The sequence below is a fragment of the Lactonifactor longoviformis genome (genome assembly GCF_042848515.1).
Classification (GTDB): Bacteria; Bacillota; Clostridia; order Lachnospirales; family Lachnospiraceae; genus Lactonifactor; species Lactonifactor longoviformis.
The window spans coordinates 3,627,616-3,648,391 of sequence record NZ_AP031453.1 but is presented as its reverse complement, the minus strand read 5'-3'; the positions used below and the strand labels follow the sequence as shown (position 1 = coordinate 3,648,391).

General features: G+C 50.3%; 14 protein-coding genes. All 14 read left to right on the top strand.

Translation table 11 applies throughout. The annotated features are described in order from the left end of the window. Positions 1–152 precede the first annotated feature (152 nt). The 14 genes from ACGHCT_RS16625 (at position 153) to hydG (ending at position 20,751) form a co-directional block, all read left to right on the top strand. Complete coding sequence (locus ACGHCT_RS16625; protein WP_390436953.1) at positions 153–9,008, top strand: prepilin-type N-terminal cleavage/methylation domain-containing protein; 8,856 nt, start codon at positions 153–155, stop codon at positions 9,006–9,008. Next, positions 8,995–9,618 carry a hypothetical protein gene (locus ACGHCT_RS16620; protein ID WP_072848550.1) on the top strand — a complete coding sequence of 208 codons (624 nt, stop codon included), beginning with the start codon at positions 8,995–8,997 and terminating at the stop codon, positions 9,616–9,618. The genes ACGHCT_RS16625 and ACGHCT_RS16620 overlap by 14 nt, the downstream gene beginning before the upstream one ends. Continuing rightward, a complete protein-coding gene (locus tag ACGHCT_RS16615) occupies positions 9,618–9,935 on the top strand; it encodes a type II secretion system protein (protein ID WP_390436952.1) in 318 nt (105 codons plus the stop codon). The genes ACGHCT_RS16620 and ACGHCT_RS16615 overlap by 1 nt, the downstream gene beginning before the upstream one ends. 22 nt (positions 9,936–9,957) lie before the next feature. Next, positions 9,958–10,581 (top strand): PilW family protein, encoded by a 624-nt coding sequence (locus ACGHCT_RS16610; protein ID WP_390436951.1) that lies wholly within the window; start codon positions 9,958–9,960, stop codon positions 10,579–10,581. A 335-nt stretch (positions 10,582–10,916) separates the two neighbouring features. Then, entirely contained in the window at positions 10,917–11,411 is a 495-nt protein-coding gene (locus ACGHCT_RS16605; RefSeq protein WP_390436950.1) for a type IV pilin protein, read from the top strand. A 17-nt stretch (positions 11,412–11,428) separates the two neighbouring features. Continuing rightward, positions 11,429–11,872 carry a hypothetical protein gene (locus ACGHCT_RS16600; protein WP_390436949.1) on the top strand — a complete coding sequence of 148 codons (444 nt, stop codon included), beginning with the start codon at positions 11,429–11,431 and terminating at the stop codon, positions 11,870–11,872. Positions 11,873–11,969: 97 nt separating this feature from the next. Next, a complete protein-coding gene (locus ACGHCT_RS16595; RefSeq protein WP_390436948.1) occupies positions 11,970–12,764 on the top strand; it encodes a prepilin peptidase in 795 nt (264 codons plus the stop codon). Positions 12,765–12,799: 35 nt separating this feature from the next. Continuing rightward, positions 12,800–14,008 carry a type II secretion system F family protein gene (locus tag ACGHCT_RS16590; RefSeq protein ID WP_072848536.1) on the top strand — a complete coding sequence of 403 codons (1,209 nt, stop codon included), beginning with the start codon at positions 12,800–12,802 and terminating at the stop codon, positions 14,006–14,008. Between the two features lie 58 nt (positions 14,009–14,066). Beyond that, complete coding sequence (gene pilM, locus ACGHCT_RS16585; RefSeq protein WP_390436947.1) at positions 14,067–14,978, top strand: type IV pilus biogenesis protein PilM; 912 nt, start codon at positions 14,067–14,069, stop codon at positions 14,976–14,978. A gap of 125 nt (positions 14,979–15,103) precedes the next feature. Then, positions 15,104–15,700, top strand: coding sequence for a hypothetical protein (locus ACGHCT_RS16580; protein WP_390436945.1), 597 nt, complete (start codon positions 15,104–15,106; stop codon positions 15,698–15,700). A 3-nt stretch (positions 15,701–15,703) separates the two neighbouring features. Next, positions 15,704–16,366 carry a type II secretion system protein GspM gene (gene gspM, locus ACGHCT_RS16575; RefSeq protein WP_072848530.1) on the top strand — a complete coding sequence of 221 codons (663 nt, stop codon included), beginning with the start codon at positions 15,704–15,706 and terminating at the stop codon, positions 16,364–16,366. 57 nt (positions 16,367–16,423) lie between these two features. Beyond that, positions 16,424–18,097: a GspE/PulE family protein gene (locus ACGHCT_RS16570; protein WP_242946702.1), complete on the top strand. Its 1,674-nt coding sequence runs from the start codon at positions 16,424–16,426 to the stop codon at positions 18,095–18,097. Positions 18,098–18,111: 14 nt separating this feature from the next. Continuing rightward, entirely contained in the window at positions 18,112–19,167 is a 1,056-nt protein-coding gene (locus ACGHCT_RS16565) for a type IV pilus twitching motility protein PilT (protein ID WP_072848528.1), read from the top strand. Between the two features lie 171 nt (positions 19,168–19,338). Further along, a complete protein-coding gene (gene hydG / locus ACGHCT_RS16560; protein ID WP_072848526.1) occupies positions 19,339–20,751 on the top strand; it encodes a [FeFe] hydrogenase H-cluster radical SAM maturase HydG in 1,413 nt (470 codons plus the stop codon). The last annotated feature ends 25 nt before the right edge of the window (positions 20,752–20,776 follow it).

The following is a 20,776-nucleotide window of genomic DNA, read 5'->3' as shown; positions in this document are numbered from 1 at the left end:
CTCATATTTTACATTTACGAAACTGGATAAATATGATAAAATTTAAAGACTAAGAAATAAGTAATTTATCTGACATGCAGCTGCGCTTCCAGGCAGGAATGCCGGGATGCAGCTGCAGTTAAAATAAAATGATAGAATAGAGATGACCCTCTATGGCCGGAAATAAAAAGAATAAGAACAAAGGCTTCACTCTGGTGGAAGCGATTGTAACACTTACCATATTAGGAATTTTACTGACGATTGCGGGCTTAGGCTTATCGGCGTATCTGCGCCATTCTGCCTTTGTGCGCAATAATAACTATGCCCAGACAATTTTTTACGCGGCATCTTCTTCCCTGAATCACTATAAGTCTACCGGGCAGCTGAAGGAACTTCAGGAGTATATGACACAGGGAGCCGGAAAGAATCAGACAGTAGACAGCTCTATGGTGGAGGATCTGCCCGAGGAGTATGACGGTCGTCTGTATTACCTGTCCTTAGTTCCCGGGAGCGCTGAGACCAATCTGCTGTATGAACTGCTGGAGCCTTATATATATGACGAATCCGTTCTGGATGCGGCAATTACCGTGGAATTCGATCCCGCAGAGGGCCTTGTCTATTCGGTCTGCTACAGTGACTATGCAGACGAGTTTTACTATCAGAAGGGCGAGAACACGAAAGAAGACCGTGGAAGTGTGAATATCAGCAGCCGTACCCGCAGCATCCGCAAAGAGCGGATGATTGGTTACTATTCTTCAGATGAAATGTCCGAACAGTCCCCGGGTGCTCTGGGCAAACCCGAGCTTCAGGAAGCGGAGCTGGTAAACGACGAAGAACTGACCCTGAACTGGCATCTGAAAAAGGAGTATTTTGCACTGACCGAGTATCTGAACTATTCCATTAAGCTGTACGACAAAGAGTCGAAAAAGCTTCAGGCCACCCTGGAAGTGAATACAGAGGATAAGAATAAGATTCTGAAAAAAGGTTCGGATCTGGGGAATAAGATTTACTGTGATGTTACTCTTTACAGCTACGGAGCGGACGGAAAAGAAGAAGGCCATACCGTGATGAAAGACTGTCCTTTCTATGCTTACGGGGAGGGGAGCAGGCTCACTCTGGTTCTGGATGCCGTAGACCTGGCGGCTGTGGAAAAAACATCTGCGGATGAGATGAAGGATACCCTGAGCGTCATCCGATTGGGTCTTCAGGAGAAAACCATATATGCGAGAATCAAAGCTTTTGCCAAGAATTACAAAGCCAGCGCCTGGAAACAGAGCAACAGCACCTGCACCACCTTTGCATCTGCCGCCCAAAACGGGGGCCAGACAGTCTATGGCGTGAAAAATGCAAGACATCTCTATAATATAAGATTCTCAGAGAAGGAACGGGAGGCTCTTGCAGGCAGGAAAAAGGATACAGACAAGATTATTTATACACAGACCGGAACTGTCCGGTGGAGCGGGGAAAACAGTGTTCTCAGCCGGGGGCATGTCTACCGAAAGGGCGTTGTATTGTCTTCGGAACAAGAGATAAATGAGACAGCTTTTCCGCCCATCCGGAAATTAACGGAGGGATCCGCTTACACAGGAAAGAGCGGCAATACAAAATATACTATTGAGAATCTGATTCTGAAGGCAGATCTTCAGAACAGGGAGAAAGACAAAGCTCCTCAGGTGATAGAACCTCTGGGGCTATTTGCCGTGAATGAAGGAACCATACAGGCGGCCACTCTGTTGGAAGTGAAGGCAGAGGGAGACAGCTGTGTGGGCGCGCTCTGCGGCAGCGATAAGGGCAGTATTTCCGACTGCACGGTCAGCGGTTCCGTGACAGGGACCACAGATGTGGGTGGTCTCATCGGAATCCGGACAGGAGAAAAGGATGCGGTCTACAAAAACCTGACCAACCAGGCCCACGTGTCCGGAGAGCTTCGGGTAGGCGGGGTGATCGGAAGCATTGGAAGGACTGCGGGGGAGGATGATAAGAAACCTGCAGGGGATACTCTGGATACCTGCAGGAATTACGGGGGTGTCACAGCCAGCGCAGTCTCCGGCAAATACATAGGAGGCATCACGGGATACAGCGACGGCGGAATCTTAAAGAACTGTGTCAGCACCCCTTCGGCAGCCGTGAAGTATGAAGAGGAGAAGCCTGCGGATCTGTTTGGAGATTTTGTGGGCGGAATCGTGGGATACTCCAAAGACAGCACCATCACCGGCTGCAAGACGAGCAACCGTGATATACATAATAAGATAACCGACGCCTTTGTAGTCGGGAAACGTTTTGTGGGCGGGATCGCCGGATTTACGGAGGACAGCAGACTGGACGGCAGTCGGCAGGCGAACCAGGCAAACGTTCTGGGGGAATCCTATGTGGGCGGAATTGTGGGCGCCAACGGGATTCTGGACGCGGAAGCGGGCACGGTATCAAAGGACGGCAAGAAAGAAAAAACGGTGGAAAACTGGACCAATGAAGGGATTGTTGTGGCCACAGCAGCCTTCGGAGGCGGCATTGCCGGATATAACGGCGGAAGGATTCTCGACTGCACCAGCAGTGTGAACACCCTGTCCCAGGATGGGGAAGAGCTGCTTGCCAGGACGGAAAAGCTTGGGAAAAATGGAGATTATATCGGTGGAATCGCCGGTTATAATGAAGGAACCATACGAAGCAAGGACGGCACAAGGGTGACTAGTGTAGCGGCCGGCCATAACTATGTGGGCGGAATCGCAGGGTATAACCGGGCAGGGGATACCGGCGAAAATGCCAGCATACGGGGTTATACCCTTGCGGGGGGATACATCAGCGGCAGCTGCTTTGTGGGCGGATATGTGGGCCTGAACACAGGGACAGATATTTTCACAGAGGGCAGCCATAGAATTGACTCCAATCCTAATGCGGTGGAGGGCGCCTATTTTGTGGGAGGCGTGTTCGGAGGGAATATTATCGCCGCCTATGAAGAAAAAAGGATTGCCATTGACTGCGGGACAGACAATTTTCTGGGAAGCATACGGGCAGAAGCAGGGGCTTTTGCAGGGGGATATGCGGGTTATACCCAGCTTGTGGCAACTGGGGAGGAGGCAGAGAAAACAGCTGCTCTCTACTGTGCCATAGCTGACCGGCATGCCGGGGATGTTCCTGGAATGACCGGTGAAGTGCTGGCCAATGAACTGTCAGCTGCTTCTTATACAGATGCTGTGTTAGAGATGTATAACGAAGAGGACGGCAGAGGAGGAAATCAGAATACATTAAAATCTGTTGAGGCTGAGCTCTATGCGGGCGGTGTAGTGGGCTATAATGCCGGCAGCACCAGTCTTCTTCTAAAAGGCATCCAGAACAATACCCCGGTATACGCCTATGGGGTTACTGAAAATCAGGAACTCTCCCAAACGGAGACCTTCTCCTATGCCGGCGGGATAATAGGGATAGCCTCCCGGCGGGTTACCATTGATGACTGCAGAAATACAGACAAAGGAATCGTGCGGGGACAGGGTACCTACACCGGCGGGATCGTGGAGGTAAATCAGGGAACGATTCAGAACTGTATCGTTGGCTCTATGACCGGGGAATCCTTCCTTGGGGGAATCGCAGGGCTTAATAAAGGCGGCCGGATCGAAAACTGCACCCTGACCGGGCAGATGCGGGGAAACTCCTATGTGGGCGGCATTGTATGCCAAAACGAGGGGGAGGTTGTCTCCTGCCGTGTGCTCCCCGACGATGCGCAGGCGTCTTCGGTGATGGGAGACGGCAGCTATATCGGCGGGATCGCCGCGGTGAACAGCGGTGACAAGGCCGGCATTACAGGCTGGGAGATCAAAGGAGATATCGAAGGCGCGGGAAGCTATGTGGGCGGAATCGCGGGAAGCAACGAAAAAGGAGCCATTATCAGCCTTGAGAAAAAGCAGGAGGCTGCCCAGACCGGAACCATTACCGGAGGGGCGGATGTGGGCGGAATTACGGGAGCTAACGGAGGGGACATCTATGCCTCCGGCGGACTTCTGGAGAATACATTTACGGTAAGGGCCCTGGAGGGAAATGCCGGCGGAATCGCCGGCCTGCAAAGCAGCACAGGAAATATCTCCGGCACCGGAAACGCGGGTAGTATCATCGCGGAAAAGGGAAATGCAGGGGGGATTGTCTGTGACAACCAGGGCAGTGTAGAGGCTTCGGAAAACAGCGGGGAGATCACTGCCACAAACGGAGAGGCCGGGGGCATCTGCGGAGAGAACCGCGGGACGCTTACCGGATGCAGAACTCTCGGCGGAACTCTGTCGGGTCAGGGGGTTCTGGGAGGAATCGCCGCCTCCAACCGCGGAAGCATTGAAAACTGCAGTCTCTTAAGCCAGGCAGAGCTTGCCATTATAGGGGGACAGCCGGAGAATTACATCGGAGGCATCGCAGGCAGAAATACAGGGGCAATTGTCATCAGCAAGGTGGGCACCAAAACTGCACCGGTACGGCTTTCCTCCGATGAGGACAATTCCAGTGTGGGCGGAGTGGCCGGCTATAACGGGCCGGGAGGCAGCATCGACGGGGGGAAGGCACCGGAAACAGAATGCTATGCGGATATCACCCTGGAGGGCAGGGCGCAGGGAAATCTGGGAGGGATTGCCGGCGTCAATGAAGGCACGGTCTCCTATTACGCGGCAGCGGGCCGCATCCAGGGAGCACAGGCCCAGGGACAGCCGTACGGCATCGGGGGAATAGCCGGTGTCAATGGAAACGGAACGAATACAGCGGTAATCCGCAATTGTATGTATCAGGGCGAGAGCCTGAAAGGGGGAAAGGGCAGCATACACGGGAATGGCATCTCTACCACCAGTGAGGATCTGGTGCGCGTTGGCGGCATAACCGGACAAAACCTTTCCGGGGGAGAGATCCGTCAATGCACCGTTGCCGGCGGAAGCAGCATTACAGGGAGCCTCTCCTACCTGGGCGGCCTCGCAGGCTATAACCAGGGTCTTATCCAGGACTGCACAGAGGGGACAGAGTCCGTTGTGGTTCAGGGGATAAAGAGCAGCTGTGTGGGCGGCGCTGTGGGATATAACGGGGACGGGGGCAGGACTGCCAATGTCTCTGTGGGCATTGCGGACAGCACCCAGGAAAACAGGAACTGGAGCATTGTCAACAGCCAGAATACCGCCCATGAATTCGGCACAGGAGGCATCATTGGAAATAATGCATCCCGCTACGATCAGAGCGGGCTTACAAACCATGCTTCCGTAAAGACGGATCAGTATTATGTGGGGGGAATCATAGGCATTCAGGCCAATCGGATTTCTCAGGGAACCTTGATCGCAGACTGCAAAAATACAGGTTCTGTCTACACCTCCAGGTACGGAGCAGGTGGGATCATAGGCTTTCTGAGAGACAATGGAGTCACCATCAGCGGCTGTGTGAACCAGGGAAAGGTGACAGCGGACTGCAGTCGGGACACTGCCTACAAAGCAAGAGCCGCGGGGATTCTGGGAGACGCCTGGACCAATACGGCGAATATGCAGATTACGTTTATGAACTGCGGCAATGAAGGGATCATCGACACCAGCATGTCCGGCAGCCCTTATGTGGCGGGAATCTTCAGCTATGTCAATGCGGTTTCTGCTTCTCAGGTTACGCTCAGTGACTGCTATAACGCAGGGGTACTGAAAAACTCGGCGGACGGCGGAGGCATTGTGTCTAATCTGGGCGGCAATATGTCGGTTACGCTGATCCGGTGTGTCAACTATGGAAGCGGACTGAGTCTATCGGGCAATTTTTCGGGTATTACCGGCCGCACAAAGGCCTCTATGGAACATTGCTTCGGGGTGGGGAAGGCTGATTACCCCCTGGCCAGAACGAACCAGAGCGTGGGAAGCCTGAATTATTATTTCGGATATGGGAATGTGTCATCCGCAAGCGGAGGAAAACGGCTGGCTTACCCCAGCGGCTGGGACTCTTCAGGCTGGGGTTCCATATCTGCTGTTAATAAGAAGCTGAATGGCTTTGATTTAACATTTCCATCCAATCCGGCCGCCGGAAAGATCTACGACAATGCTTCATCGGCTCAGCAGCTGCAGACAGCGGCAAATAAGATAAAAGATATCTGCAAGGCGCCCATCGATCGTTATTTTGCCCAGTATTACGGAGCTGTTAAACTGGGAGAACCCCGGAATTTCGGGGCAAAAGCCAATGGAGATACCTATACCGCGGCCTGGAGCCAGGGGACTAACGGGGATAGGGTATATTATTATGAACTGAAGTTATACCGGGCGGGAGAGTCAGAGCCTGTGAAAGTGGTGCAGGTACCCAAAAACCAGTATTCTGCTGAATTTACCATAGACAGTGCATGGCCGGACGGCACAGCCTTTTGGATTACGCTCCAGGCTGTGAGCGGCAATGCTTCCAGAAGTTCGGCGATTTTAAAAACAGAAACCTTTTATACGGCGGAATCTCTTCCGGAGCCGGAGCTGGTATATCATATTACGGGGGGAAGCTCCTCCCAGATACAGGGATATTTTTCGGTGGCTAATCTGGAGGAGTATAAGAGTCTGACGAAAGACAGCTGGGAGATCCACATTACGACAGATGCCACAGGGGAGATAATTCTCCGGCAGTCCAATGGAGGAAGGGTATCGTACACCTTTAATTCCGGAACGAGGAATCTTTCTACTGTCTGCTGGGCGGAGGACAGCGCCGGAACCTACAGGACATCGGCTGTGGCATCCCAGCTCTCCTATCTCCGATCACCGAAGCAGCTTCCCCGGGTGGCCAGAACTGTCTACAGTTCAAGCCTTTCCGGAACCTCTGTGAGTGATATGAAATACCAGTTTGAGGTTAGAAATAATAACACGGGGGATTCCTTCGGCATAGATTACAGGGCAGAGATGCTCCATGGGGATGAAATTTTGGCGGAAACTTCGGCAAAGATTCAAAAGGAGGGTGCACAGACTACAGTGTCCCTGGACTTTGCAGCGCTGACGGAGGAAGAATTCGAGAAGCTGACCAGGGTCGAGGCAGCCGGTGAGACCATTACCATAAGATACTTTGCCTGGAGCAGCGGCATCGGCAGATATTATCAGGATGCGGAGACGGGGGACGCAAAAGCCAACGGTTCTTACCTGAACGGGGACAGATACTATAGTGTTTCTCTGGCCCAGGGACCGTACGCCGGTGAGGACAGATTTACATTCGTGATGCCTCCAAGGCTGGATCTGGTTACCATCAGCGGCACCATGGGGTATGAGGAAGCCGGAGGAAAAGACAGGTACACATTTACATGGAACTCAAAAGCGCCCCGGCTGTATGACGTTCAGCTCATTGGATATAAGAGTGAAACAGATACCGAGGGGGTTGAGATTATTTCAAGAAAAGGGATGACGGATACCACGCTGACGATCGACGGAACCAGCTGGAGCTACAGCCGGGTACGATTGTCTGTTACCCACAGAGGGGTGAGCGGGGAATCCATAGACAGCAGGCAGTCCAGGGACTTTAGGATAACCCGAAGACTGTCGCCGGTATCTCAGCCCAAGGCGGTGCTGCCCTCCAGGGATAACCTGATTTACCAGGTAACCTGGAATCCTCTCACAGAGGAGGAACAGCTGAAGTGCCTGGACAGCTATCTGATCACCGCCTCCGCGGGAACTAAGACTGTGACAGCTTCGGCGGGCAAAGAGGACACCAGCCTTCTCCTGAATCTGGAGGATTTCAATGCCCATGACAGAATTTCCATTACCGTTACAGCTGTCTCTGCCGATACATCCAGGTATCTGAATTCCAGAGCCAGTGTTCCGGTTACCGTAGAACTGCCCCAGCGGCTGACAAAGCCGGATCCGGATACCACAGGCTTCCAGATAACTCTGGAGCCGGAATATCAGGCAGAATACGGCGGAGGACTAACGGAGGAAGAATTCCGTCTGAACGGGCTTACCCTTAGCGCAGCGGCGGAAACCACAGAGGAGGGGGCCTATGCCGGTGAGGCATATATTACTGAGACGGCGGAAGCGGAGGAAACCCCGCTGTATCAGCTGAATTCCTATACGATGAACGGAAGTCTGACAACCGCTGACTATAATTTCCTGGGAATCCCCACGGAATATGCGGGGAAATACCTGCATATAAGAGTCAGAGCGGTATCGAATAACATTGTATCTTCCCAGTGGGGCCAGTGGTATACGTTCCGGCTGCCCAAGGTGAAGATCGCTACACCGGATCTGTCTCAGACAGACAGCCGGGAAATTATATGGAAAGAAAAAACCAACAATGGAGTTACCACAGGGGAAAGTTCCATCAAGGCAGTACACACGGCCCTTGCATGGAATGGGGTTACCTATGGCACCGGCTACCAGCTTACCACAGTTCCGCTGGATACAGGTGCAGACACGGCCTATACTGTCTATCTGCACTCCACCGGGGATCCGGGAGAGCCGTTTGCACTCTGGATGCGACCGGAGGATATGGATCCGGAATTCCAGGAAGTAATCCAGAACGCCGGAGCGGCAGGAAACGGGGAGAACCGGTATGTGAAACTGCCTGCAGCTGTCAGCCAGGAAACCGGGCGGACACAGTATACCTTCCAGATTCCCCGCAGCTGTCAGGTCAGCGGAAAGGACAGCGCAGCCGGATATCAGTATCAGCTGTATGTGAATCCGCAGATACAGTGTACAGTCACAGATGCCGGAGATGTGAGCTTTGTCTACATCGCACCGGATATGACAGTGCATAATCAGGATTACCATATGACGGCGGCGGCGGTACTTCGGGCGTATTCCTGGGAAAAGAGTGAGTACAGAGAGGCTTCCTATCCTGTATCCTGGCAGCTTACCAGGATCAGTGCTTACGGTGAGTATCTCTATGAGATTCAGGAAACTCTGGATACGGCAGAGAGCGCGGGCCAGATAGGACTCCTGCCGGAAAGGACGGAGGTGAGAGACCTCCTGACCAGGGAGCTGTTCGACGATATCATGGATAAAAAGCTTAAGGAGCTGCTGTCCGCGGATCTTCTGAGCCGGGCAGCAGAAAAAAGCGGGGATGGTGTAGAGAATGACAAGGAGTAAAGGGAAAGATAAGCTGTATGCCGCCTCCCGGAAACGGGAGGGGTATACTATGATCGTAGTGCTCTGTCTGATGGCTCTTTTTATGGCTCTGGCTCTGTCGCTGATCCTGGCCTCCTCTGTGGCAGTCAGCCGGGCGAACCAGTCATATGCCCAGGAACAGTGCCGGATGTCGGCCATCTCCTTTAGCAAGCTCCTGGAAGACTATCTGGGGCGTGATACCAATCAGTTAACCATGGGTATCCGCCAGGAGATAGAAGACCAGAAGTGGCCGTACTATGATGAGGACGATACCTCCGGTGTCCATAATGAGATGAATGCCATGAAGAATTTTTCCATTGATACCGCGTTCCAGCCGGAGGTTGAGGAAAAGGCGGGAACGTTAAAGGTAAAGATGTATTGGCAGACCAATGACGAGGAGGCAGTCAACGATCCGGAACATCCGGAGTATACAGACAGTGAGCTGGTAGTGATTGTAACCTGCAGTTTCAGAAAACAGGAATACAACGTCACTACAAGATACCGGGCCACGGTGGAAAAGGAAGGCGGGGGCGAAACCGGTGAGAAAAATGTGTGGGACGGGACCTGGAACAGAATTGGGAGGGATGAATAATGATACAAAATAAAAAGGGTACTACTCTTGTAAGCGTGATCGTTTCCTTTGCCATTCTGATGATTGTTATTCTACTGTTTTCCCGCTCAGTGACTTTATCACTGAATTTGTCTCAAAAAGCTGATAAAATCTTGCAAGAGACCACGGAGGCAGTGAACACTTACTACACAGGGAACAATCCGCAGACTACGCCCTGTATTCTGAATATGACAGAGGACGGGGGAAGCGGTTCGTCCATTGCAGTAAAGCTGAATCCCCATTTCTGCGGGAAGAGCAGCGATGATACGGATAAGGTAATCTATTATTTTACCCCTTAGGGCGGAGAGTAGGGAATGACAAATGAATGAGCTGAAGAAGACAAACGGAACCACACTGGTGGAGCTTATGGTGGCATTTGCCATAGCCGGGATCTTCATGGTATCTGCTGCCATGCTGGTCTCTTCGTTTACCAATGTCTATCTGCGTATTATCAACAGAAACCGTATTCAGGATATCAGCAATGTTGTGATGGAAAAGGTAGTGGAGGAGCTGACCTATGCATCGGAGACTGCCACAGAGGTGGATGCAGACCGGGTAAAGGGAAGCGTGATGCTCTCAGGGGAGGACAGCGACGGGAACTATCTTGTGGCAGAATACAGCAACAAGGATGGCAATCCGGTGCGGATGAGCACGCAGGCAGACGAGGAGGGAAACCAGAAAGGACTCCTTCTGGAATACCAGCCCATATATGAGAATAACTCCCCGGATGGAGCCATCCTCTATGAGGGATCCCAGTGGTATATGGGGAAAGGATTCTACAAGAAAAACCAGGTGGACGTAAGATTCCGAAAGATAGAAAACACTGCATGTATTCAGGTGACTCTAACGGTATCGGATGAAAAAGGCCGGTACAAAAAAACAACAGAAAAATGCGTGGAATGCATCGATCTGGACCCGAATGATGTGCAGGTAGAAGGCAGCTGACGCAAATACGATTCTGCAAATAATATGTAGAATTGTGCTGATTTTGCGACTCCTTTTTGTTGACTTACACAGGAGAGTACTGTATAATTTTTGTTAAGAATGTACAATTTATAGAAGTTATAAAATATATCTAAAGTACATAGAATTGGCTGAGTTCTGAGAAGATAAGGCCAGATTTGAGGAGAGGACCAGGGATAATTATTGGTGTTCATCAGGTACAGAAAGGCTTCTAAGGGTAATTTGGGCGCAAAGCCTCTGTATCTGTTTTATAACGTCACGAGCCGTGGGGCGAGTGCGGGAACATATAGAAAAGGAGAGAAAGGAAGTAGATTTACATGAATGTAATGAAAAAATTGAGAGATTCCAGGAAGAATAAAAAGGGTTTTACGCTGGTTGAGTTGATCGTTGTGTTGGTAATTCTGGCGATCTTAATGGCTATTTTGATTCCGGCATTGACGGGGTATATTAGGAAGGCACAGGATAAGCAGGTGCTGGCAGAAGGAAGAAATGTTTTAATGGCTGCACAGACTGCATTGTCAGAACAGTATGAGGCTAAAACTGACACTGGAACGATTGCAGATGTGGCTGAAAAGGTGAAAGCTGAAATTTCAGATTTAACTGATAGTGAACTGACAGGCAATTATGAAGTAATTGCTAACCCTGATACATATAAAGTGGAAAGCTTAAAATACGATAATGGCAAAAAAGTGGCCGTTTATTCCAGCACAGGCGATAACAAAGGATGGACTGTAGAAAAATCTTCTGAGGCAGGCGTTAGTAATGGCCAGGTAGTAAAGGCAAGTACTGCAAATCCGCCGGCTGGAGAATAATTAAGTTACTTTAGTTTATGAAACTAATATTAAAAAAGAGTTTTGATAAAACAGGTTTATCCAGAATTGATATACTGGTACTTAGTATTATCATATTAGTTCTCACCGCAGTGCTTGCGCCCACTGCCCGTTATTACATGCAACGCGCCGACGCCAGGGCTATCCTGACGGAGGCAAAATCTGCGAAGATGGCAGCTTACGTAACCGCTCTCGAGCACGCAACAGAAGGGAGCCCTTTCCAGGACCAGTCTCAGCCCTATGGCTTTGCAAAAGGCGTGGAAGAAGAAGTAGTTGAGCTTGCCGGCTGTCCCGGGGAGGTTTATTTGCAGCAGTATGATGCAGCAAAGATAGAGTTTTACAAACTGCTCTATATCGAAGGTGCATACACTGTGACCTACTTGCAGGATGAGGAAGGGGAACATTGGAATGTGTATTATTCGAAACATGTAATACAACATTAGAATATTTCCTGAAAAGTTTTACAGGCTACTGCTGGTTTGGACAGCAGTAGCCTGTAAGAGCTTATATTGGGACATTACTTTTAAACCAGGAGACAGTATGTTATACTTTTTAGAGATTTTATTGTTCGTATTGATATTTTTATTCGGCGCCTCTTTCTTTTCTTTTTTGAATGTGGTAATCTACCGGCTGCCGAAGAAGATATCTTTTGTAGGGGGGAGAAGCTTCTGCCCAATCTGCGGGGAGACCTTAAAGGGAAGAGACATGATTCCCATTTTCAGCTATCTTCTTTTGAGAGGAAGGTGCAGAAACTGCGGGGCGCCCATATCTCCCAGATATCCCCTGGTGGAAGCCCTGGGCGGATGTTTTAGCGTCCTCTGCCTGCGGCAATTCGGAAATACAGGGGAAGGATTTTATCAGATTATACTGTCTGCAGTTACAGTGTTTGCTTTTTTATCCATTTTAACAACAGTTACTTTTATCGATCTGGATACCATGGAGATACCCAATGGATTGGTGCTTGCGGCAGCCGGCTGCGGCCTGGTTTCTGTTTTTGTGTTTCCTGATATCACATTGCTTTCGAGAATAATCGGAGTATTCTCCGTTAGTGTTCCGCTGCTGCTCATTACCCTTTTGATTCCGGGTGCGTTTGGAGGCGGAGATATAAAGTTAATGGCGGCCTGCGGGCTGTTTTTGGGATGGCAGTTAAGTCTCGTCTCCCTGTTTCTGGCGGTTCTGAGCGGAGGTCTCTATGGAGGGGGCCTGCTGGCTGCCGGGAAGAAGGGGAGAAAGGAGCATTTTGCATTTGGCCCTTTTTTGTGTGCCGGGATGGGAATTGCTTTTTTCTGCGGGAATGAGATTCTGAACTGGTATCTGGGATTTTTTCGATTTTGACAGAGAAGACCAATAAGTAAAGGCAGGTGAACGGTTTGCCAAAATATAAATATCGGGCCAGAGGACTGGACGGCACGGAGACAAAAGGGTATGAAGATGCCGCAGGGGAAGAGGAGCTGTACGAAAAGTTAAAAGCAGCCGGACAGATTTTGATCTCCTGTTCTGAGAAAAAGGAAAATCGCTCAGAGAAACGGTTGAAGCCAGCTGTTCTGGCAGATTTCTGCAGACAGCTGGGGACGCTTCTCACAGCTGGGGTGTCGCTGGTGCGGGCGCTTAATATTATTGCCCAGGAAAGAAATCTGAAGCCCAGAAGCAGAGGGATTTATGAAAATGTGCTCCGGCTGATCCGGCAGGGCGTTCCCCTGTCAGAGGCTATGGAATCCCAGGGGCCTGCTTTCCCGGAGATTCTTATCTATATGTTCCGGTCTGCAGAGGCAAGCGGAAGTCTGGACAAAACCGCCATACGCATGGCAGTGCATTTTGAGAAAGAGCACAGGCTGAACAGCAAAGTGAAAAATGCTATGATCTACCCTCTGATCCTGATCGTTATGGTTGTGGCGGTGGTGATATTTATTGTATCTTATATCATTCCCCAGTTTTCAGAGGTGTTTGACACAATGGAGCAGCTGCCTCTTCCCACCCGTATGGTTCTTGGAATCAGTGATACCATCCGGAGCCACTGGCTGCTTATTATCATTATCCTTTTACTCGCAGGGGTGATTCTCTCCTTTGTCTTCCGGATCCCGCAGGTGAGGCTGCGAATGGATCAACTGAAATTAAAGCTTCCGGTCATCGGAAAACTGCTGAGGACAATCTATACAGCTAGATTTGCAAGAACCTTAAGCTCTCTGTACTCCAGCGGCCTGCCGATTATCACAGCTCTGCAGGTGGGAAAGAGGACAGTGGGAAATAGCTACATAGAATCCCAGTTTGAAGCTTCTATCCGTTCTGTGCGGGCCGGTGAGACGCTGGCCAGTTCTCTGGCGCTGATTGACGGGTTTGAGAACCGTCTGGCTTCCACTATACTCATAGGGGAAGAGACAGGAAGCCTGGACAGTATGCTGGATGTTATTGCGGATGCTCTGGAATACGATGCAGAGCTGGCGATCACAAAGCTTACCACACTGCTGGAGCCGGTGCTGATTATTGTAATGGGCGTGATCATAGGATTTATTATGATAGCCGTACTGCTTCCGATCTTCCAGTCATACTCTGCCATTGAGAATTCCGGGGGAGAGTATTAGACGGCCCGGGATGCGGGGATACCGGATTTGTCCAAATTACCAGGAGGAATGATAACACATGACGACATCTATATATTTATCAAATAATACCATACAGATCCTGACCGGGGAAAAGGGAAAATGCAGCAGAGTAGAGCATTTATATTGCTTTGCCCTGGAAGAGGGGAACCTGATGAACGGAGTGATTACCAATGAGGCCGGGCTTCAGCAGGAGCTTCTTGGACTGTGGAAGGATCACAATCTCCCGGTGTCCAAGGTCTCCCTGGTGATCGACAGCACTCACTTCACCACCAGACTGGCTACTCTTCCGGTATTAAAAGAGCGGAAAATGCGGGATCTGTTAAAGCGGGAATTTTCGGACATGGATTCTCTTCAGGATCCTCTTTACGATTACATGACAGTGGAAGAGAAGCGGGGAGCTAAGATGGGGAAGGTCATGTGCGCGGCAGCTGAGAGAAGCTTTGTTGGAAGCTTTGTGGAGCTGTTTGAACGTATGGGAATCACCATTGCCTCTGTAAAGCCTGCGCTGTGCAGCGCGGTTCGTCTGCTGGGTGCCCATGAAGCGCTGGCGGATAGCACCTGCATTATTCTTCTTCTGGATGGGGATAATCTGGTAAGTGCCCTCCTTGTGGGGGGAAAGTATGTGTATTCCAGCCGTGCCAGGCTGTTCAGTGAACACGGTACACCGGAATTTGCAGTGGAAGTGGCGAGAAATGTCAGCGGAATTATGCAGTTCCATACATCAGAGAAACTTGAGAATGTAATTACCCACGTCTATCTGGGGGGATTCTTCGGGACGGATGAGAGTTTGTCCGCAGAGAATATTGCAGGACTGGGACTGGCGGTGGAGCGGCTTCCGGAGACAAAACGGATTCATATGCCTTCTGAGCGGGAGGCCTATGTGGAGGCTGACACGGGGGCCCCTGCACTCTGCGATTATGTATATGCGGCAGGAAATTTTATCTTGTAAGCAGATAAGACTCCCACCGCACAGATGTATTATGTCATGCAGAGCATGACGTGCAGCTCGCAGCAAGTACGCCGAGGCGTACTTGAATCAGTAGGCAGAATTCCAGGGAAAATGAGGTGTACAAAATGGGACAGGCGAATAAAAAAGATATTAACTTCTATCTTCAATTTAAGAAGAACCCCAATCAGGAGCAGATGAAAAAGAAAATACTGGCTGTTGCGGTTCCGGGCGGCATCCTTGTTGGCGTCTGCGTTGCGGTATCGCTGGTATTTCTGATTTCAAATCTAATGCTCCAGAATAAGCTGAATGGAATCAATGCATATCTGACGGATGAAACAAACCTGCAGAAATACGATGAAGTGAAGGCTCTGGAGACGGAGAATTCTGTTTTGGAGGCTTATATCGCGTCAGATACCTATGCCTGGAAGGCGATCCAGTCTTACCCCAGAGCCAACAGCACCGTGGTAAATGAGATTTTGGCATGCGGACAGGGGCAGATTGGCATACAGATTAACAGTTACGATGCCAGGACCGGAATGTTCCAGTTTACGGCCACGGCAGCCAACGCCGAAGAGTGCAATGCATTTATTGCCGCACTGAAGAATTCGGAGGTTTTTGCAGATGTACAGTATTCCGGATATGGCTACGAGGAAAGCCGGCAGTCTTACCTTATTAATGTGAGCTGCTTCCTCAGTGAGACAGCCGGCAGGCAGGAGGGATAAGCAGTGACGACAAAATTGACAAACAGGGATAAAGTTCTTCTCGCGGTATTAATTGTATTCCTTGTGATCGCGGGCTTCGTTGTGTTTATTATACTTCCGGCCATCGACAAGAGGAGTGATCTTCAGCAGCAGATAGAGCAGGCAGAGACGGAGAGGTCGGAGATGGAGGCAGAGATTGCGCTGCTTCCGTCCTATCAGAAGAGAAAAGAAGAAAATGAGGCGAAACGCCGGGAACTGATCCAGGATCTGTATCCTATGATGGAGAATCAGGAGATTGACAAAATGATCACCAATATGATTCTGGATATGGGCCTTATGGCAAGAGATTTTACAGTGTCCGTCCGCCCGGAGAACAGGAATTTTACACCCTACACAGCCTCGGCCATGGGGTTGGAGGAAGCGCTTACCCAGGAGGAGGGATCCCAGAGCAGTGAAAAGGATACCGCCGGAAATGAAATCTATATCTCAGATATCACAGTGACGGCGATTGGCAGTCTGGAAAGCCTTCAGACTCTTATAGACAGCGTTACCAATGAGTATCCGGCTCTCAGAGTTGTGAGCTATACCATTGGAGACAAGGATGCGCTGATCCTCGACAGAGATCAGAACGTACGCACAGATTCTACCCTGACCATCAGTCTGGAGATGTATATGTGCAGCAAATAGAGAGAAAAGTATGCCCGGGGCACCTATCATATTAGCCCCGGGCTTGGTTCGGAGGAAATGATTGTGAAGAATATTCCTATTGGAGAAGTGCTGAAAGAGTATGGCTATATCACGGAAGAGCAGCTTCAGAGAGCCCTGGCGTATCAGAAGGAGCACAGGGAAAAACGTCTGGGCGCTATTCTGATGGAACTGGGGTTTGTGACAGAAAAGCAGATGATCCAGGCTTTGGGACAGCGCCTTGGGATGAAAACAGTGGAGCTGAGCCAGATTACAGTGAATATTGAGGCTGTGGAGAAGGTTCCCAGGCAGCTTGCCGCGCGGTACCACGTACTGCCGGTGGACACCGACGGCCAGACCCTGACACTGGTAACAAACGATCCTTTGAACTTCTACGGGCTGGAGGATATCCGTCAGCTGACAGGGATGAATCAGGAAGTGCTGCTGGCTGAGCTTGCCCCTCTGAATAAGGCAATTGATTACTACTATGCAGAAGTAAATGCCCGTATGGCGGCAAAGGATGCCAACCAGAGCATAGAAGAGCCGGTGATAGAAGAGCTGGAAGTGGAGGAAGGCGGCGGCGATGTACCTGTGATCAAACTGCTGAACAGTCTGATTCACAGGGGATATCAGACCAACTCCAGTGATATTCATATAGAGCCTTTTGAGGACAAAACTTTGGTGCGCATGCGTATGGATGGGACTATTGTTGACTATGTTACCCTGCAGCGGTCTCTGCACCCTTCGCTCATTGCCCGCATAAAGATAATCTCGAATCTGGACATAGCAGAAAAAAGGATCCCCCAGGACGGCCATTTCCGCATTAAGATTGAAAATGAAAATGTGAATGTCCGTGTGTCAGTCATTCCCACTGTGTTTGGGGAGAAGGCAGTACTTCGTCTTCTGGCGAATAATTCAGTGATCGATCATGCCGGACAGTACGGAATGAATGACGAGAACTATACTAAATTCCGCCGGATGCTCCAATCCCCCAACGGTATTATTTACCTCACAGGCCCCACCGGATCGGGAAAGACTACGACTCTGTATATGGTACTGGAGGAGCTCTGCAAAAAGCAGGTAAATATTTCTACTATTGAGGACCCTGTGGAGAAGAATCTGACGAGAGTCAATCAGATGCAGGTAAATACCATGGCGGGTCTTACCTTTGAGGTGGGACTTCGGGCGCTTCTCAGGCAGGACCCTGACATCATCATGGTGGGGGAGACAAGAGACGCGGAGACTGCTTCTATCTCGGTTCGATCTGCCATTACCGGCCATCTGGTGCTCTCTACTCTTCATACAAATAATGCCGTGTCTTCCATTGTGCGTTTGGTGGACATGGGTTTAGAGCCTTATCTGATAGCAAACTCTCTGGTGGGAGTAGTAGCCCAGCGGCTTATGAGAAAGCTGTGCCCCCACTGTTCCTATGAGGATATGCTTACCTATGAAGAGGCAGCCCTGCTGGGAACCGACAGGAAAGCAGTGCGCAGGGCCAAAGGATGCAACCGCTGCAATCATACGGGATACCAGGGGCGAATTGCCATCCATGAGATACTGCTGATTGACAAAGAGATACGCAGGATGATATCCGCAGGTTCCGCCATGGAGGAAATTGCTGCATATGCGCTGAAGACACAGGGGATGAAGACTCTGAAAACCAGCGCACTGGAGCTGGTGGAAACCGGAGTAACAACCATAGAAGAGCTGATGAAGGTTGCCTATTATGAATAGAGAGGGAGACTGCTATGAATGAAATCTTTGAGATTATCCAGGAAGCCAGGAAAAGAGGAGCCTCGGATATCCACATTTCCCAGGGGCTGCCCATGCTGTTCCGGATCAACGGAAGTCTTGGGGAGGCCGGGGGAGGAATGGATGAGGGCAAGACCAGACAGGTGATTCTTTCCATGCTTTCCCTGGAACAAAAAGGACTGTTGGAGGGGGGAGAGGATCTGGACTTTGCCGTTGAGACACCGGACGGGAACCGGCAGCGCGTAAATGTTTTCTGCCAGCAGAAGAAATATGCGGCGACGATCCGTCTGCTGAACAACCAGATTCCTACCCTGGAAGAGCTTCAGCTTCCTAAGGTGCTTCGGGAGCTGGCAGAGAAGCCAAGAGGCCTGATTCTGGTGACGGGTCCCACAGGAAGCGGGAAATCTACCACTCTGGCTGCAATGATCGATTATATTAACCAGAACAGAGCGGAGCACATTATAACCATAGAGGATCCCATTGAGTATGTATATACCCGCAAACTATCCCTGATTCATCAAAGGGAGGTGGGATGTGACGCCCAATCCTTTGCCTCAGCCCTTCGGTCTTCCCTCCGGGAGGATCCGGATGTTATCCTGGTAGGGGAGATGAGGGATTATGAGACGATCTCAGCCGCCCTTACGGCTGCGGAGACCGGGCATCTGGTACTCTCCACCCTGCATACTACCGGAGCGGCCCAGACCATTGACCGTATTATTGATGCCTGTCCGGGCGCGGCCCAGAATCAGGTACGGACTCAGCTTTCCGGAATACTGGCGGGTGTTGTCACCCAGTGTCTGATCCCGAGAATGGATGGTTCCGGCAGGATTGCGGCTACGGAGGTACTGGTGGGAACCGATGCGGCACTTAATCTGATCCGGGAGAATAAATGCCATCAGATGAATACCATTATGCAGTCCGGGGCTTCTGTGGGGATGCATTCGCTGAACGCAGATCTGGCCAATCTGGTGCGGAAAAAGGTAATCAGCAGCAGCAGTGCGTTTAAGTATTCCAATGACCGCAAGGATCTGGAACAATACCTGACTTTTTAAAAGGCCCGGGAATTCCGGCAGAACAAAAAAAGAATGTGAAAAAAATGTCAGAAAAATGCGTGAACTACTGGCAATGATAAGAAATATCATTTATAATAGAACTAATGCGGCGGTCCTCTGCAGGGCCGCCATATTGTTTCGACAAATTTATTTAAGAAAGAAGGAAATCCTATGTACGATGTTATGTCAAAAAGAGCTACGGAGTTTATCAATCATGAGGAAATCCTTGACACTTTAGAATATGCCAAGGCGAATAAGAATAACCGGGAATTGATTGAGTCTCTCATTGAGCGAGCAAAAGACTGCAAGGGTCTGACACATCGGGAGGCAGCTGTCCTCCTGGAATGCGAAGAGCGGGATCTGGTGGAGAAAATGTTTGAGGTGGCAAAGGAAATCAAGGAAAGGTTCTATGGAAACCGTATTGTCATGTTTGCCCCTCTGTATCTGTCCAATTACTGTATCAACGGCTGTGTGTACTGCCCGTACCATTCCAAGAATAAGCACATTGCCAGAAAGAAACTGACCCAGGAGGAAATCCGCAAAGAGGTAATTGCACTGCAGGATATGGGACATAAACGTCTGGCCCTGGAGGCTGGTGAAGATCCCAAGAACAATCCCATTGAATATATTCTGGAAAGCATTGAGACCATTTACGGAATTAAGCACAAGAACGGGGCCATCCGCCGGGTAAATGTAAACATTGCGGCTACCACAGTGGAGAATTACAGAAAGCTGAAGGATGCGGGCATCGGGACCTATATCCTCTTCCAGGAAACCTACCATAAGGAGAACTATGAGGCACTCCACCCCACAGGGCCTAAGCACGACTATGCCTATCACACTGAGGCCATGGACCGGGCTATGGAGGGCGGCATTGACGATGTAGGCCTGGGAGTTCTCTATGGACTGAATACATACCGTTATGATTTCGTGGGTCTGCTGATGCATGCAGAGCATCTGGAGGCAGCTATGGGAGTAGGACCCCACACCATTAGCGTTCCCAGAATCTGCCCTGCAGACGATATCGACACGGCAGACTTTTCCAATGCTATAGATGATGAAACCTTTATGAAGATTGTAGCTGTTATCCGTATCGCAGTTCCCTACACAGGCATGATCGTCTCCACCAGAGAATCCCAGAGGGTGAGGGAAAAAGTCCTGGAACTGGGGATTTCCCAGATAAGCGGAGGGTCCAGAACCAGCGTGGGAGGCTATGTAGAACCAGAGGAAGAGAATTCCGCCCAGTTCGATGTAAGCGATACCAGAAGTTTGGACGAGGTAGTGAGGTGGCTGTGCCAGCTGGGCAATATCCCCAGCTTCTGTACCGCCTGCTACAGAGAGGGAAGAACCGGAGACCGCTTCATGACCCTTCTAAAATCAGGACAGATAGCAAACTGCTGCCAGCCCAATGCCATAATGACCTTCAAAGAATACCTGATGGACTATGCCTCACCGGAGACGAGAGAGATTGGCGAAAAGCAGATTGAAAAAGAACTTTCCCATGTGAAGAGCGATAAGATCCGGGAGCTCACAAAAGAGCATCTGAAGGATATTGAAGAAGGGAAGAGAGATTTCAGGTTTTAAGTGCAAAAGCCCAAAAGGGGACGTG